We start from the raw sequence: 16,740 nt of genomic DNA, 5'->3' as shown, positions 1-16,740 counted from the left end.
GTCAATCCTGCTCCTCGTCGTCGATTTCGCCCCATCGCCACCGCCATGGGGCATCGCTTTTCCACCAGACTACGAAAATCAAAAGCGCTGTCGGGACACCGATCGCGGTTGCATAGGCGAAGGGATGACTGTCCGCATAGGGGGCGACGACGCTGACGGCTGCTGCCAGCACGAGCGCGTAGATCGCAACGGCGACCCAGCCCTGCCAGTGGCAAGGCAGACCGGCTCCGTAGCCATAGGCTTTGACGCGGAACCAGGGTACTTGTTTCCTCATTCGGCTGCGTCCTTTATCTGGTCAGGCGTCGGTCGGTCCTGTTGCTTTCTCAGCATTGTCCGGCAGCTTTCGATCAATGACAAGGCGACCGGCACGAAGACGAGCGTCAGTGCCGTTGAGGAGAGCAGGCCGCCGATCACGGCGTGGGCCATCGATGCGCGTTCCTCTCCGCCTTCACCAAGCCCGAGCGCCAGCGGTATCATGCCGATAATCATGGCCGAGGTGGTCATGACGATCGGGCGGAACCGGACCGTGCCAGCATCGATCAGGCTCTGCCGCATGCTGGTGCCTTCCCGGCGGCGCTTGTTGGCGTGATCCACGAGCAGGATGGCGTTCTTCGTCACCAGGCCCATCAGCATGATGAAGCCGATCACCGAGAAGATGTTGATCGTCGAGCCGGTCAAAAGAAGACCGGCCAGTACGCCGCTGATCGACAGGGGCAGGCTGGTCATGATGGCGACCGGCTGAACGAAGGAGCTGAATTGCGAGGCAAGGATGAGGTAGATGAAGACGATAGCCAGCACCAGAGCCTGCACCGCATAGCCGAAGCTCTCCATCATGTCGTCGGCCTCGCCGCCAATGGCGATACGATAGCCTGCCGGCAAATTCATGGAGCCGATTACCGTCTGGACATCGCGGACGACGACTCCAAGGGGCTGGCCGTTCAGATTGGCGGAAAGACGAACCTCGCGGTCGCCGTCGCGGCGGATGATCGTCTGTGGCGTCATGGTCTCGGTGACGTCCGCCACCTGCGCCAGCGGCACCGTCGCTGCGGGGCCGGTTCCGCCGGCTCGCTCTACAGGAATGGGGATTTGCTTGAGATCGTCGATCGTCTGGCGGCCCGCTTCCGGCAACCGGATTGCGACGTAGCGGGATTCGGCGCCGCCATAAGCCCAGCTCGTCAGCTTTTCCCCTGCGATCAGCGGGCGGAGATTGTTCTCGATCGTCGTGGTCGAAATTCCAAGATCGGCCGCCTCTACGGCGCGAAGCCGGATCATCAGCATGGGACGCTTCTTGTCCGCGGAGGATTCGAGGTCTATGAGCCCGCCGATCGTGCCGAGCCTGGCCTTCATGTCTTGCGACAGGCGCTCAAGGACGTTCAGATCGCCGCCCTGGATCGATATCTGGATCGTTTTAGATTCTGAGCCTGCGCCGTCCCCAGGCTGTCCGACCTCCACCTTGACCCCCGCGACAGGGCTCAACGCTTTGCGCAGCTTCGGCGCGATCGTGACTGAGCTCATCGTTCTCTTGTCCGACGGCACCATGGAGGCGGTAATTCTTGCCTCGTTGGTATTGGCGACGTCGCCGCTGTTGACGGTCGAATACAGGTCCTGGATATCCGGAAACTGCCGCAGGATAGCTTCGGCCTGCCTGATCTTGGTGGCGGTATATTCAACCGCCGCCCCCTCCGGCAGAGTGAGACTGACGGAGACCATGCCCTGATCCGATTTAGGCACGAATTCCGTACCGATGCTCGGGACGAGGCAGAGGCTTCCGGCAAACAGTGCCAGAACGCAGAACGAAGTGACGGCACGATGGGCAAGACACCAGCCGACCAGGCGGCCATAGCGCTGTGCGATCCTTTCGAAGCCATGGTCGAACCGGTCGAGCATTGCCTGAAAGCGCCTTGTTTTTCCCGAGGCCGGTCGATCCGCCCAGACGCTTGAAAGCATCGGGTCGAGCGTGAAGGAAACGAAAAGCGAAATCAGCACGGCGACAGAAACGGTGAGGCCGAACTGAAGGAAGAACCGGCCGATAATGCCGCCCATGAACGCAACGGGAAGGAAGACGGCGACGATGGAAAGCGTCGTGGCCAGCACGGCGAGACCGATCTCCGATGTGCCATCCAAGGCCGCAAGCCTGCGATCCTTGCCCATGGCCGCATGACGGCTGATGTTTTCACGCACCACGATCGCATCATCGATCAGGATGCCGATGCAGATCGACAGCGCCAGCATGGTCATGAGATTGAGGCTGAAGCCCATGACGGCCATGGCGGCAAAGGTGCCGATGACCGCGACCGGCAATGTGAGGGCGGTGATGACGGTCGAGCGCCACGAATTGAGAAACAACAGGACGATGACAATCGTCAGAGCGCCGCCCTCGATGATCGTTCTTTGCACGTCGCCGATCTGCCCGACGATTGTTCGCGAACTATCCTGCGATACGACGATGCCGATGTCCTTTAGAGCATCGTCTTTTCTGAGGCGTGCCAGTTCCCGCTCGATACCCTTTGCGACCTCGACGGTGTTTGCACCTTCCAGCTTGTTGATGTCGAGGCCGAGCGCAGGCTTGCCGTTGAACCAGGCGCGGCTTTTCGGATCGGCGCCCGCCTCCGTCACGTCGGCGACTTCCGAGAGCCGGATGGTGCGGCCGGCACTATCGCGGGCGACGACGATGTCGGCAAAGTCCCTGACCTTGCCCGGCTGTACGCTGACGGTGACGCTGCGCTCGCGCGTCGACGAAATGATGGAGCCGATGGCGCTGTCGCGTGTCGCCCGCTGTATGGCTTCGATCACGGTCGGGATCGAGATGCCGAAGGATTGGAGTTTGGCAGGATCGGGCTGAATTCGCACCTGATCCTCACTGGCGCCGACTAGCGTCACCTGGCCCACGCCCTGCACACGGCGCAGCCGCGGCACGATGGTCGTGTCGGCGATCTTCGTCATCCGGCTGAGCGATGTATCAGCGGAGAAGGCGGCGAGCGACATGATTGGTGCGTCCTGCGGATTGAAGCGCGTGACGATCGGCCGATCCGCGCCGTCTGGAAGCGTGTCCTGCAGTCGCGATATGCGGTCGCGCACCTCGTCAGCCGCTGCTCTCGATGGCGTCTCAAGTGTGAATTCCGCGATGACAAGCGAATTGCCCGTCGACGATCGCGACGTGACTTTCTTGACGCCGGCGATCGCGCCGATGCTTTCCTCAATGGGGCGGCTCACCTGTTGCTCGACGGCAAGCGCCGACGCGCCGTCGAAGTTGGTGGAAACGACCACGGTCGGCAAATCCATCGAGGGAAGCAGGTCCACGGGCAGTCGCGACCAGGCGGTAATGCCCAGCACGACAATGGCGACCATGACCATCGTGGCGAAGACGGGCTGCTGAATGGAAATACGAGCTAGAAGCATGTGTGACCCCCTCAGCGCTCCGCGATTTTCACCGAGGTGCCGTTGGAAACGTTCCTCAGCGGCACGGTTATGACGACATCGCCTTCGCTTAGCCCGTCGCGGATCTCGACGAGATCCTCTCCGACCTTGGAGGTGCCGAGAACGACCGGCTGCCACCGCACGGCGCCATTGACGATCGTTCGGACGAAGCTTTCTCCCGCATCCTTGGCGATCGCGCCGGCGGGAATGGCGAGAATATTCTCGCGCTTCTCGATCTGTAGGGAGCCGTGGCCGAACATGCCGCCGCGAAGATCGGGCACAGGGTGATCGAGCCTGAGATAGACCTGCAGCGAACGCGAATTGTCGAGCGTTGCCGGGCTGATTCTATCGAGCCGGGCCGATAGAGGCTTGTTCGACAATCCCTCGATCTCGACGGAGGCCGTCTGTCCGATGGAGAGCCCGGCGCTCTCCTGCGGCGGAATGAGGGCGACCAGATCCAGCTGCGCGATATCGACGATCTCGAATAGCTCGGTATTGATCGATACGGCTTGGCCCGGATTGACCTTTCGGGAATTGACGACGCCGTCGAAGGGTGCTGTCACGACCGCATCGTCCAGCGCGCGCCGCGCCTCTGCCTCCTCGGCCTGCAGCGCGCGCAATTCGGCTTTCTGCACGGCTACATCGGTTTCGGCCTCGGTCAGCTTCGCCTGCGCAACTCCGCCGGTGGCGGCGAGACTGCGCGTGCGCTCCAGATCCTTCTGCGCCCGCAAAAGCGTTGCCGCCTTGGCTTCGGTGGTTGCCACCAGCTTGTTCAGTGAAAGCGTCAGGGTTTCCGTGTTGAAGCGCGCGATGACATCGCCGGCGCGAACGCTTGTTCCCACATCGGCCTCGACGGCGGCCAGCGTACCGGACAATCTCGCCGTCAGCGTCACGCGTCGGGCAGGCTGAATGAAACCGTTGATGCGAATATCCTGCCTGTAGGTTTGCCGGCGAACTTTCGTCACCTCCATGGCGGCGACCTCAATCGTCTTGGCTGTGGGCGCCTGCTCTGTCTGAACGGTGTCACGGCCGGCGGACGTGATCAAAACGTTCGCAAGTCCCAGCGCAATCAGCGCCGGGACGATCGTTATTTTCGTGACACGGCTCGTCATGGCATCCATCACTATGCTGTTGTCTTGAGAGTGAGAGCGGCGAGAGGGCTGACTCGGGGTTTGATCAGCCATCTGTCGCCGCTCCCCGCCAGGCGCGTTCTTGCTTGAAAGGTGCGCCGACGTTTGCGAAATTCGTCCGGTCAGAAGCGATAGTTCAGGCCGGCCTTGATCACATGGTCATGAACATCGGTCTTTGACTTGCCGCCTGCGGAATACGTCGTCACGTCGTTGGTCGTGACGTAGTTGTATTCGATCTTGGCAGACAGCCCGCCGCCGAAGCCCTGTTCGACACCGGCGCCGAGCAGATAGCCCTGCTTCCAGCCGCTCGGGCCGGAGACGCCCTTTCCGCCTTCGAATTTGGTCATCGTCAGACCCGCCGTGCCGTAAACGAAAGTGCGGTCAAAGGTCAGGCCGGCCTTGGCCTTGGCCGCACCGCGGAAGCGTTCTTCCAGACGGCCGTTCGGCACGCGTACCTCGTTGTTGCCGAGGTAGGAACCTTCGAGCTCCGCACCGACGATGCCCGCGCCGACCTGAAAATTGTAACCGGCCTGGACACCCGCGGCGAAGCCCCTGCCGCTGGCAAACGGGTTCAGCTTCGGCGAGGCGATGCCCCCATGCGCGCCGAAATATGCGCCGCTCCATTGAAAGGCCGCCGGCCGTTCGTAGCTGTTGTCCGGAGCCTGATAGTTCGTGTAGTCGGCGGCGGATGCGGTGGTCGCGGCCGCAAAGGTCAGGGCCGCGAAGAGGATCGATTTTGCGCTGAGCGACATTGGTAAACTCCATACGAAACCCATGCACCATCCCTCGGCGCCCATAAGGTCTCTGTTTGCGTTGGAGAACCGGAAACCGGTTCCTGCTGCTCTCCGGTGCCGTCCGTCTTGGGAGCGGATCGGTCTCAGGAGATGGAGATCATTTTGCCTGCGAGAATTGCGGGTACATTGCAGAATTTGAAAACATTGAAAAATTATCGAGTATTTTTATACAGTTGGTCGTAATTTTTTAACTATTTTTTAAGGATGGGCATCGTTGCGCGACCGAGAGGGGTTCAGTTCGGGAAGCATAGCCGGAAACGGGCACCGCCCTGCGGATTGTCCGAGACAACCACATGGCCGCCATGCCGCTGCATGATCTCCTTTACCAGATTGAGCCCGAGGCCAGCCCCGTGCTCGTGCGGATGAAGGCGGTGGAAGGGCTCGAAAATCCGGTCCCGCTCCGTCGCGGGTATGCCTGGCCCTTCGTCCGTGATCTCGACGATGGCCCGTCGGTCGATCCTGATCGTGATATTTCCCTTGCCGCCGGCATGCTCGATCGCGTTCTGCACGATGTTGAAGATGACACGCTGCAGCGCACCGGCGTCTCCCTGTATGATCACGCGATCGAGGCTGGTCTCCAACGACAGGTCGTAGCCTTGAGCGATCGCCAGGGGAGCCATGTCGGCCGCAACATTGCGGCAAATGTCCACCATATCGACCGAGGAGAAGTTCGCGCCGCTGACATCCAGGCGCTGAAGGTCGAGCAGCTGTTCGGCGAGTGCTGCGATGCGACCGGCATCGGCCAGGAGCCGGTTGCGGATCGGCCCATCTGCGATCCCCTCGACGCGTGTTTGCAGGATGGCTACTGGCGTGCGCAGCTCGTGCGCCGCATCGAGGATGAACCGCTGGTGGCGCTCATGTCCTTCATCAAGGCGCTGAAGGGCGCCGTTGATCGCATTGACGAGCGGCACGACTTCGTTGGGAATTCCCATCTGCGGCAGCCTGTATCCCCGGCGGTCGATATCGATGGCTTCCGCCTCTTTCGCGATCGTGGAAAGGCCGGCAAAGGCCCTGCTTACGATCCAGGGGATGGCAATGATGGTGATGAGAACCAGCAGGACAAGGATTGGCACCATCAGCAGGTTCGAGAGAAGCAGGATGGCGTAGGTCATGCTGAATACGTCGCCCTTGCCGAGCACGATGAAATCGCCGGCGGGACCGGAAACGCGACGGATGACGGCAAGGTAGGAGAAGGGCGCCTGGGTGTCCCTGATATCGGCAAAGGTCAATCGATCCAGATGCTGCGCCATAACCGCATAGACGACTGGGACATTGCCGGTCTGAACGATTTCGCCCCTTTCGCTGCGAGCGACGAACCAGAAGTCCGTGGAACGTTGCCTGAGCTTAGCAAGCTCTTCCGTCTCGTTGAGGACGAGATCGCCATCGGCTTTGCGCTCGATCGCGTGTGCTGCGACATTCGCGAATTCGGGATCGGAGAGAACGATACCCTCACCGGCCTGCAGCAGGTAGGCGACGAAGGCAACGCCGAACAGCAGAAGGATGCCGACCTGGAAGAGCAGAAGCTGTGCGATCAATCGGCGCTTCAGCGATTTCGATGTGGGATGCTTCATGCAACGGGCCTCAATAGATAGCCGACCCCGCGAATACCATGGATCTCGACACCGGCCTGTGCGTCGGCCAGCTTCTTGCGAAGTCTCGATACATGCGAATCGAGCGCATTCGACTGGATCTCGTCGTCGAAGGCATAGACGGCCTCTTCCAGTGCCGCCCTCAGAACGGTTCTGCCCTGACGACGGATCAGCGTTTCGAGAACGAGAAGCTCGCGCCTCGGCAGGTCGAGTATCTTGCCGGCGACCCGGGCCTCCCTGTTGTCGAGGCTGAATTCCAGCCGGCCGAGCTTGGCGACGATCGGTGCGACGGCTGCAGGCCGGCGCATCAGGGCACGGATACGTGCGAGAAGCTCCTCGAGTGCGAAGGGTTTTGAAAGATAGTCGTCAGCGCCGAGATCCAGTCCGCTGACGCGGTCGGCAAGGGAGCCGCGCGCGGTGAGCACGATGACCGGCACCGTCGCCCCGATCGACCGCAAATGCCGGATGAGCGCCAGCCCGTCGCCGTCGGGCAGCTGCCTATCGAGCACGATCATGTCATGGACATGTTCCGCGACGGCGCTTCTGGCAAAATCCAGGGTTGGCGCATGATCGGCGATGATGTCGTATTGATGCAAGGCGGTTGCAAGCGCATCGGCCATTTGCGGCTCATCTTCCACAAGCAAGAGGCGCATTCTTTCCCTCCTTGAAACGAAATGGTGTTGTTCAAGACATAGCGATCAACATTACGGCATCATTGCGCGCAATGGGTGTCTCTCGCATTGTCGGCTGTATGCGGGTCTGTCCCGGCTAATCGTTCTCGATGGCTTCCAGCCATGCCGAGCTGACCGCGGCCGCTAGCGATAGCAGGAACACCAGAAGGGTACAGGTCGTGCGAAATGAGGTGAGGCCGATCGAGGCGCCGGTCAGCATGTATTCGAGCGGCAGAAACAACAGAATGACGGAACAGGAAAGTCCCATGACATAGGGCCGGCTGCCGCGAGACGTTTTGACTTGAAGGACCGCGACGAAGGCGGGCGAAAGCCAGCCATTCGCCAATCCTGCAACAAGACCGGCGAGCATCATGGTCAATGGCGAGACCTCGACCCACATCAGCCCCGTTGCGAGCGCCAGTCCGAGAAAAGCTCTGGCAACAATGGAAGATGGCAGGAGCGCGCTCGGACGGGAGGCCAGATACAGGTTCATCATGATCGTGCCCGTCGCCGATGCTGCGAGAAAAATGCCGAGCCAGGCCACGGATACGCCCTGCAGCCGCAAGGCGGCCGGTACGAGGAAAATCTGCAGCGTCATGAAAAAGCCGAGCGCTGCGCTGGCGCAGAGGGCAAGCGGCAACGAGACGGCCGAACCGCGAAACTGCCTGACCGCAACGATGATATCCTGGAATCGCGGTGCCGGCCGCAGCCGGAATTTCGGCAGGCTGAGGGACAGCAGCGTCATGGCGGCAAAGTTGCAGATCGCGATCCACCAGGCAGCGTCCTTCGAGCCCATGGTGGCAACGATGAAGGCGCTGGCGGCCGAAGCCGTAAGAAGGACAAAACCGTCGATCGTATCGTCGATGGAATTGGCATCCGTGAGCGACAGCCCCGAAAGCCGGGCGATTTCCGGAACTTTCGCCTCGGTGGCAACCGTCGCCGGGCCATCGAGCATTGTGCTCAGAAGGCCAAAAAGGATGAGTATACCCGGGCTGAGGGAATCGGCGGTATAGAGTGCGGCAATGAGCAATGACGTCAGCGCTCCAACTTTGGCGGAGATGAGGGCCGTATAGCGGACACCGAGCAGCTCGGCCACATAGCCGCCGAAGACCATGCCGACCAGAAGCACGATGCCGTTGATGAACACCATCAGCGCCATGAATACCACGCTGCCGGTCAGGTCGTACATGATCCAGGGATAGAGCACCGTCGAGAAGGCATGGCTGAAATTTAGAGCCACGTTGCTGAGCTGCAGCCCGACGAAAGGCCATCGTGCATTGCGTTGAAGTCGTTGAAGCACGGTTCTTTCCCGATGATCGTTTCGTTCATCAGGTTCGGTGCGCTGCCTTGCGGTAACATTACGGACATCGAAATTATCCGGGATAGCCGGAGATTGCAGAAGAGGGCTGGGGATAAGCGGGGCTAGCTGGCCGTCGCCGGCGAAATCGTAAGGCCGGCCGAAGCCAGATTTATGGTCAATCGCGCGCCGCCCGTCCGGCTGGCGCCGGCTTTGACGTTGCCGCCATGCAGCTCAGCGATCTGCCTGACGAGATGAAGTCCCAGGCCCGTTCCGCGCGAGCGTGGCTTCAACCGGTAGAAGGGTTCAAAGATGCGGTCGCGTTCCACCGCCGGAATGCCGGGGCCATCGTCGCACACTTCCATGATGCCGGGGGCGATGTGAACATTGATCGTCCCGCGGCCGCCGCCGTGATCGATGGCGTTCTGGATAAGGCTTGCCAGCGCCCGCCCAAGTGCCGCCTCGTCGCCTTGAACAAGGCTGTCGGGTCCATGATGGATCAGGTCAAGCGCGTAGCCGGCCGGAAAGGCGAGCGGCGCCATGTCGCTCACCACGCGCTTGCCGAGGTCCAGCAGCGAGACAGGTTTGAAATCGGCAATGTCCCGACCAAGCCGCTCGATATCCAGCAATTGCTCGGTCAAGGTCGTCAGCCGCGCCACATCGGTAATCAGTTGCAAGCGCTCAGGTATGGGCGGCAGCGCGGCGATGCGAATGCCGAGAATGGCGATCGGAGTCCTGAGCTCGTGCGCGGCATCCGCGAGGAACTGCTGATGCCGTTCGTAGCCGTCGTCCAGCCGGCTAAGGGCTTCATTGACGGCGCGAATGAGCGATGCGATCTCGGGTGGCGTGCCTGCGGTTTCCAGCCGGACGCCGCGTTGGCCGATATCGATGAGAGCGGCCTGTTCCTCCGCTTTCGCGATGCCGGCCACCGCGCCGCGCACGACGAGGGGTGTCGCGACCAGGATGCCAAGGACAATGACGATCATGATCGGCAGACCGATCTTGAGGAACACGAGCAGAAGCCCGAGCGCCACGATCGTCGGCGGTGCCCTGCCTTCCGTTCCCGTCAGGATCTGCATCTCGCCCGCCGGGGTGTAGACCGTTCGCATGCGCGCCTCCGGCCGGTCCATGGCGGCGCGGTCGACCGTCGATCCGAAGCGGGCCTGGCCGATGCCCGGCAGCACGTCGCTGATGCGGTTGAAGATCGCGGGCACAGGCCCTTCGGAGATCTGCATCCCCTGGGTATCGCGTATGACGAACCAGAGAGCGGGCTCGGCTGATCTCAGCGCCATCAGCTCCGGCGTATCGCGAAGCTGCAATGCACCGGAGGCATCGCGCTGAACGGCATAGCGGAGGGCTTCTATGGTTCGATCCATCGAGCGGAAAGCGAAGAGATCGCCTCTGAAAAACATGATTCCGAGAACGAGAAAGAGGATCAGGCTCTGGAGGATGAGCAATCGCCGGATCAGTTGCCATTTGAGCGAGCGTCCGGTCGCCTTCTTCATATCTGCTCCATCAGCATGTAGCCGACGCCGCGCACGCCGTTGATGGTGACGCCCGCATCCGCATCGGCAAGCTTGCGCCGCAGCCGCGAGATATGGCTGTCGAGCGTGTTGGACTGAACCTCGTCGCTCATGCCAAAGACCGATTCCATCAGGATTTCGCGTGGCACCATCCGGCCGGCGCGCCGCATCAGCGCTTCGAGCACGAGAAGCTCGCGCCTCGGCAGATCGAAGCGCATGTCTTCAACCCTTGCCTCGCGATGATCCAGATCGAGAGAGAGGCGTCCAAGCTTGACGGACATCGGGCTGATATGATCGGGCCGGCGCATTACGGCGCGCAGCCGCGCAAGGAGTTCCTCGAAAGCGAAAGGCTTGGCCAGATAATCGTCGGCTCCGCTGTCAAGGCCGGTGATGCGCTCGGCAAGCCGCCCGCGTGCCGTCAGCACGATCACCGGAATGCTCGCCCTGTGCTGTCTTATTTTCGGGATCAACGACAGCCCGTCGCCGTCCGGAAGGCCGCGGTCGAGGATGATCGCATCATAGGAACCCGCTAGGATCATCTCCGTGGCGATTGCGAGACTGTCGGCATGATCGGTGATCATGTCGTGCCGCCGCAGCGCCGACTGCAGGGCCCCCGCCATTTCCGGCTCGTCTTCCACCACAAGGAGCCGCATCGATCATGTCCCTTCGCCGTATATTCCGGAGCGCTTCCTGCCCGTGCCACATTGCGACAACATGACGTTTCGAAGCAATGCAGGCGTCAGACGATCCGCCCAGACCCTTGTGGGACACAATCAACCGACAAGGGATGAACCGATATTATGAAAGATAGCCTGTTTTTCCTGCGCCAATGGGCCATGGCGCCTCTTCGCACGGCAGCCGTTGCGCCCTCGGGCCGTGCTCTTGCAAGACTGATGACCAGCGAGATTACACCTGCGACCGGACCGGTGATCGAGCTCGGTCCCGGCACCGGCGTGTTCACCAATGCGTTGCGCAATCGCGGCGTGGCGGAACACAATCTGACCCTGGTCGAGCTCAATCCGGACTTTGCCCTGCTGCTGAAGCACCGCTTTCCCTCGGCCCGTGTGCTGCAGATGAACGCCGCCGATCTTTCCGCATCCGCCGACATGCGGGAGGATAGCGCCGGCGCCGTCCTGAGCGGTCTCGGCGTGTTGTCCATGCCGACGGGCGTGGTCGTGAAGATCATGCAAGGCGCATTTCGCTGCCTCGGGCCGACGGGTGCTTTTTATCAGTTCACCTATGGCCCTCGCTGTCCGGTGTCGAAAAGTGTCATGAATTTCCTGGGCCTGCAGTCGGAGAGAATAGGAGGAACCCTCTTCAACCTGCCGCCGGCTTCGGTCTACCGGATAACGCGTGCGCCGAGTTGGCCGAACGAGATGCGCGAACGCCGGATTGCAAACGGCGCATCGCGCCGCCAGTCCGATGCTTTGAGCCGTTGAATGGACGATCATCCTTGAAGCACTGTAGGCTCATTCGCAACGCCGGCCGGTGGCGCGGTCGAAGAGATGCAGCGCATTGGCGTCGAAGCCGAGTTTCAGCGTCTGTCCCTCGGCAATGGCCGTGCGCGGTGGCAGGCAGGCCATCAGCCGCTGCGAACCCGTATGCGCCGTTACGATCAGTTCCGGGCCTGTCAGCTCCGCCACTTCGCAAACGGCCTCAAGCTGGCCCTGCTCGTCGAGGTAAAGCGTTTCCGGCCTGATGCCGACCACCAGCTCCTGCCCTTGCTTGATCTCCGCTTTTGTCGAAGGCAGGGGCAGCGTGATCGAGGTCCCGTCGATGCGAAGCGCGCCCTGATCGGCGGTGGCGTTCAGCAGATTCATCGGCGGTGCGCCGACGAAGGTCGCGACATAAAGCGTTGCCGGATGATTGTAGATCTCGTCCGGCGTGCCGAGCTGCTCGATCCGGCCGTCGCGCATCACGGCGATGCGGGTTGCAAGCGTCATCGCCTCGATCTGGTCGTGGGTCACATAGACGACGGTGGTCTTCAGCATCTGGTGGAGACGTTTCAGCTCGGTGCGCATCTCCATGCGCAGCTTCGCATCGAGGTTCGACAGCGGTTCGTCGAATAGGAAAACCTCCGGCTTGCGCACCAGTGCCCGGCCGATCGCCACGCGCTGGCGCTGGCCGCCGGAAAGCTGGCTTGGCTTGCGCTCCAGCAGCGGTTCGATCTGCAATAACTTTGCCGCCTCGCGCACAGCCTCGTCCCGCTCGGCCTTGGGCACTTTGCGCATCTCGAGGCCGAAGCCGATGTTGCGATGGACCGTGAGGTTTGGATAGAGTGCATAGGACTGGAACACCATGGCGATGTCGCGGTCCTTGGGATGCACGCCGAGCACGGAGCGATCGCCGATGCGGATATCGCCGCTGGTTGCTTCGGCCAGCCCGGCGATGATGTTCAAGAGCGTGGACTTGCCGCAGCCCGACGAGCCGAGCAGCACCAGGAACTCGCCGCTTTCGAGCGAGATGTCGATGCCCTTCAGCGTCTCCACTGCGCTGTAGCTCTTGCGGATGTTCTGGATTTCGAGCGCGCTCATCGAACGGCCTCCTCGGATGCTTTGGCCGGGCCGTAGCTGCGCGGCAGAGTGGAAATGGCCCGGGAAGCGACCGCAGTCCCGGCCGAAAGGCAGTTGGCAAGCGGCTCGCCGCGGGCAAGGGCAGCCAGGAAGCCGGCATTGAAGACATCGCCGGCGCCGATCGTATCGACGACCGTGACGCGTGGCGCTGCGACCGAAACGAGCTTGCCGTCGGCGTCGATGGCGATGGCTCCATCCGGACCGCGCTTGACAACAAAGATGGCACCAGCCGGCATCAGCGCGTGGAGCGCGCGGGCCGCTTCGGCAGGATCGCCCATGCCGGCAAGCGTCGTCGTTTCGACCTCGTTGATGAGCGCGATACCACAGCGGGAAAGCCAGTGCCTGACCGCATCGCAATTCGCCTCAATCCAGCCATCGAGCGGCCAGCCGGTATCGAGAGCAACCGCAATCCGATGCTTGTCGGTCCAGTCGAATAGGGCATCGTAATCCTGCGTGAGATCGTCGGTCAGGAAGGCGCCGCAGAGCAGTGCATAGCCGCCTGCGAGGTTATTGCCGTCAAGCACAGCAAGAACGTCGGCGAAGTTGAACCGCGGCAGGTGGCCGCGCGTGGTGAAGAAGGTGCGCTCGCCATCGGGATGGGTGATACCGACCGAGAGCGTCGTGCCCTCTGGACGCACCGGCCACTTGCTGCTGCGGGCGCCGAATGCCTCGGTGAGCCAGCGTCCGAACTGGTCGCTGCCGACATTGGCGGCGATTTCGTAATCGACTCCGAGGCCTTCCCAGGCAAGCGCGCTATTGCCGGCCTGGCCGCCGACGCGCAGCTCGTCATGATCGACGATGATCTCGGTGCCGGCCTTCGGCCAAGGTGCGGCTGGCCCGAGGATCAGATCGATATTGACGTTGCCGATGACTGCAAGCGGCTTCATTCACTCGCTCCGGGTGATCTTGGTGGTGCGCACCGGCGTACCGGCATTCTCCACCCGCTCGTCGGCAAAAGCGATCATTAGCAACTGCGCCACAGGCAGCATCTGGAAGATGGCGGCAAGACCGGCTTCCGGCTTGAAACGAAGCGTGACGCAGCCGGCAACGGGCGCTTCCTGCGAGCCGTCGAAGATGATCACAGGTGCACCCGTCTCAACGGCTGAAACGGCCATGGCCGTCACGAGGCTGGCTGTCGCGTCATTGCCGCGGAAAAGCACGACGCCGATCGAGGGGCCGAGCATTTCCATCGGCCCATGCCGTAGCTGTCCGCCTTCGAGCGAAAAGCAGGGGCGGCGCGACAGTTCGGTGAGGCCAAGCGCCAGCGCTTCGGCTACGCCCTGCAGGCGACGGCCGGAGGTAACGACGGTGGCAACATCGGCAAGAGCCGAAAGCGCCGGCCCGATGTCTATCGTCTCAGGCGCACGAAGCACGGCCAAGGCACGCGCCGGATCCTGCCCGAGGGCGGCGAAGATCGCCAGATGCAGCGCGAAGCTCACGGTGAGGCTGCGGGTTGCGGCAAAGGCAAGCTCGGTGCCGCCGGCGCCAACCAGCGAAGGAGCCGTCCTGGCGAGGAAGGAGCTGCCTTCCAGCGTCAGGCCGAAGGCCTCGCTGTTGCCGCTGGTCTCGTCGAACCAGCGCAGCACTTCGGCGCTTTCGCCGGACTGCGAGGTTACGAAGATCGTGCGCCCATCCAGCGACAGCGGCTGGCCGAGCTGTTCGGAGAGTGGCAAGGCGATCGCATCGATGCCGGCCGCGCGGTAAAGCGGCTCGACGGCGCGGTTGACGGCGTGGGAGCCGCCCATGCCGATCAACAGCAGCCTGCCGGTGCGCTTCAGCGAAGCGGCGGCCTTGGTGGCCATGTCGGTAGCAGCCTCGAAGGAAGCAATCGCATCGGCATGCTGGCGGGCCATTTCACGGTCGATGGCGGCAAGGCCTTCGGGGCGGGTTTTCTCTGTGGTCATCTTCATCCCTTGACGCCGCCATTGGTCAGCCCGGAGATCAGGGCGCGTTGCATGACAAGGCCGATCAGCACCGGGGGCAGGGCGGCCAGCACGCCGGCAGTCGCGATCAGTCCATAATCCGAGACACGGCCGCCGGCGAGATCCGCAATGGCGACGGTGAGGGTCTTTGCGCGCTGGTCGGAAGTGAAGAGCAGCGCATAGAAGAATTCATCCCAGGCAAGCAGGAAGGCGAAGAGAGCGGAGGTCGCCATGACCGGCATGGCAAGCGGCAGCGTGATGATCTTCAGCGTCTGGAACAGCCCGGCGCCATCGATCATCGCGGCCGCCTCGATCTCCTTCGGGATGGAATCGAAGCCGGATTTCATCAGCCAGGTCGTAAACGGCGCCAGGATCGTCAGATAGACGAGTGCTAGGCCGAAGACGTTGTTGAGCAGGCCGAGATAGGCAAGACCCATATAGAGCGGCACGGCCAGCGCCACCGGCGGCAGCATATAGGTGGCGATCACCATGGAGAGCGACCATCCCACAGACGGCGTGCGCGACACGGCCCAGCCGGCCGGGATGGCGAGGGCGATCGCGGCGATGGTCGCCATGCCCGCCACTTCGATACTGTTGCGCAGCGACGAGGTAAAGGCGGCGCCCTCGCTGTTTTCCAGCGTCGACAGCAGCACCTTGTAGCGCGAGAAGTCGGCCGTCTGCGGCCACCAGCGCAGGGGCTTGGCGGCAAGATCGGCAGCCGGCGAAATGCTCATGATGAAGAGCCAGGCGATCGGCGCCAGGATGATGACGGCGAGCAGGATGGCGCAGACATAGATGAAGCAGGTAAAGAGCAGGCTCTTGCGTTCCATCAGGTTGCACTCCCTGTGGTTTTGCGGACAAGGGCGGCATAGGCGGCGGCAAGCACCGTGACCAAGAGCGTGACGATAAGGGCGAGCGACGCGCCGGATCCCGCTCGCTGGAAGGAGAAGGCCTCCTGATAGACGAGGATGGACAGCGTGCGCGTGCTGTTTGCCGGGCCGCCGCGCGTCATGACCCAGATGATGTCGAAGACCTTGAAGGCCTCGATGGTACGCAACACCAGCGCCACCATCAGCGGTCCCACGAGATAGGGAAGGATCACGAAGCGGAAACGCTTGAAGGGTCCCGCGCCGTCCACGAGCGATGCGGCGGTGATGTCGCGCGGCACGGCCTGGAGCGCGGCAAGCGCGATCAGCGCGACGAGCGGAAAATTCTTCCAGCAATCGGCGACGATGAGCGCCGTCAGCGCCGTTCCCGGTTCGCCGAGCCAGGAGCGGTAGGCGTCGAGCAGGCCGAGCTGGGTGAGGGCTGCGTTGAGAGCACCGTATTCCGGATTGTAGATCAGCCGCCACAATGTGGCATTGACAACTGTTGGTAGCGCCCAAGGCAGGATCATCAGCGCGCGCAACACACCGCGGCCCTTGAACTCCTGGTTCAGCAGCAGTGCGGCAAGCACGCCGAGTATCATTTCGGCGGCAACGGAGACGATCGCGAACCAGGCTGTGGTGATCAGAGTCCGTTGGAAGTTGGAGTTCGTCAGCATCTTTGCGTAATTGTCGATGCCGACGAAATTGCCGCCGGTTCCCACAAGCTTTGCATCCGTGAATGAAAGGCCGACCGTATCGACGAGAGGCCAGCCGATGACGGCGACCATCACCACAAGCAGCGGCAACATCAAAAACCAGGCGCGAGTAGTCATCGAGGTGCCGGACATGGCAGGCCCCTTCTTTCATTCGTCATGGAGGGTAAGAGGCGGGCAGCGATTAGAGCATGATGCCGAAAAGTGTGATCGGTTTTCGGTCGACATCATGCTCTCTTTTTCCG

Annotated in this window: 15 protein-coding genes; 1 reads left to right on the top strand and 14 read right to left on the bottom strand. The window is 62.1% G+C overall.

What is annotated here, in order from left to right:
• Position 1 precedes the first annotated feature (1 nt).
• The 9 genes from QD409_RS24365 to QD409_RS24325 all read right to left on the bottom strand — a co-directional run bounded on the left by QD409_RS24365 (position 2) and on the right by QD409_RS24325 (position 11,074).
• Entirely contained in the window at positions 2-274 is a 273-nt protein-coding gene (locus QD409_RS24365) for a hypothetical protein (RefSeq protein WP_430763899.1), read from the bottom strand.
• On the bottom strand, positions 271-3,399 hold the full coding sequence (locus QD409_RS24360) for an efflux RND transporter permease subunit (protein WP_430763898.1): 3,129 nt from the start codon (positions 3,397-3,399) through the stop codon (positions 271-273). Before QD409_RS24360 ends, QD409_RS24365 begins: the two co-directional genes overlap by 4 nt.
• An 11-nt stretch (positions 3,400-3,410) precedes the next feature.
• The gene (locus QD409_RS24355; protein ID WP_430763897.1) at positions 3,411-4,529 is read right to left on the bottom strand and encodes an efflux RND transporter periplasmic adaptor subunit; all 1,119 of its coding nucleotides are present in this window, start codon (positions 4,527-4,529) and stop codon (positions 3,411-3,413) included.
• Between the two features lie 140 nt (positions 4,530-4,669).
• A complete protein-coding gene (locus tag QD409_RS24350) occupies positions 4,670-5,299 on the bottom strand; it encodes an outer membrane protein (protein WP_430763896.1) in 630 nt (209 codons plus the stop codon).
• Positions 5,300-5,574: 275 nt separating this feature from the next.
• On the bottom strand, positions 5,575-6,912 hold the full coding sequence (locus tag QD409_RS24345) for a sensor histidine kinase (protein WP_092854270.1): 1,338 nt from the start codon (positions 6,910-6,912) through the stop codon (positions 5,575-5,577).
• Positions 6,909-7,583: a response regulator transcription factor gene (locus QD409_RS24340; RefSeq protein WP_092854268.1), complete on the bottom strand. Its 675-nt coding sequence runs from the start codon at positions 7,581-7,583 to the stop codon at positions 6,909-6,911. Before QD409_RS24340 ends, QD409_RS24345 begins: the two co-directional genes overlap by 4 nt.
• Positions 7,584-7,698: 115 nt before the next feature.
• Positions 7,699-8,901, bottom strand: a complete 1,203-nt coding sequence (locus QD409_RS24335; protein WP_430763895.1) for a hypothetical protein — start codon at positions 8,899-8,901, stop codon at positions 7,699-7,701.
• 122 nt (positions 8,902-9,023) lie between these two features.
• Entirely contained in the window at positions 9,024-10,403 is a 1,380-nt protein-coding gene (locus QD409_RS24330) for a sensor histidine kinase (RefSeq protein WP_430763894.1), read from the bottom strand.
• Complete coding sequence (locus tag QD409_RS24325) at positions 10,400-11,074, bottom strand: response regulator transcription factor (RefSeq protein ID WP_430763893.1); 675 nt, start codon at positions 11,072-11,074, stop codon at positions 10,400-10,402. Before QD409_RS24325 ends, QD409_RS24330 begins: the two co-directional genes overlap by 4 nt.
• 147 nt (positions 11,075-11,221) lie before the next feature.
• Between QD409_RS24325 and QD409_RS24320 the strand changes: the two genes are divergently transcribed.
• Positions 11,222-11,860, top strand: coding sequence for a class I SAM-dependent methyltransferase (locus QD409_RS24320; RefSeq protein ID WP_430763892.1), 639 nt, complete (start codon positions 11,222-11,224; stop codon positions 11,858-11,860).
• A 30-nt stretch (positions 11,861-11,890) separates the two neighbouring features.
• On the opposite strand, the gene QD409_RS24315 is transcribed toward QD409_RS24320, so the two are convergent.
• From QD409_RS24315 to QD409_RS24295, 5 genes are read right to left on the bottom strand one after another with little or no spacing between them, the layout of a single operon-like run.
• Entirely contained in the window at positions 11,891-12,955 is a 1,065-nt protein-coding gene (locus tag QD409_RS24315) for an ABC transporter ATP-binding protein (protein WP_430763891.1), read from the bottom strand.
• Positions 12,952-13,881 (bottom strand): PfkB family carbohydrate kinase, encoded by a 930-nt coding sequence (locus tag QD409_RS24310; RefSeq protein WP_430763890.1) that lies wholly within the window; start codon positions 13,879-13,881, stop codon positions 12,952-12,954. The genes QD409_RS24315 and QD409_RS24310 overlap by 4 nt, the downstream gene beginning before the upstream one ends.
• Positions 13,882-14,904, bottom strand: coding sequence for an SIS domain-containing protein (locus QD409_RS24305; RefSeq protein ID WP_430763889.1), 1,023 nt, complete (start codon positions 14,902-14,904; stop codon positions 13,882-13,884).
• A complete protein-coding gene (locus QD409_RS24300) occupies positions 14,901-15,746 on the bottom strand; it encodes a carbohydrate ABC transporter permease (RefSeq protein WP_092854253.1) in 846 nt (281 codons plus the stop codon). The genes QD409_RS24305 and QD409_RS24300 overlap by 4 nt, the downstream gene beginning before the upstream one ends.
• Complete coding sequence (locus tag QD409_RS24295; protein WP_092854251.1) at positions 15,746-16,630, bottom strand: carbohydrate ABC transporter permease; 885 nt, start codon at positions 16,628-16,630, stop codon at positions 15,746-15,748. The genes QD409_RS24300 and QD409_RS24295 overlap by 1 nt, the downstream gene beginning before the upstream one ends.
• Between the last annotated feature and the right edge of the window lie 110 nt (positions 16,631-16,740).

It is taken from the genome of Rhizobium sp. BR 315, assembly GCF_050577975.1.
Lineage (GTDB): Bacteria > Pseudomonadota > Alphaproteobacteria > Rhizobiales > Rhizobiaceae > Rhizobium > Rhizobium miluonense.
This window is presented reverse-complemented; position numbering and strand designations above follow the sequence as displayed.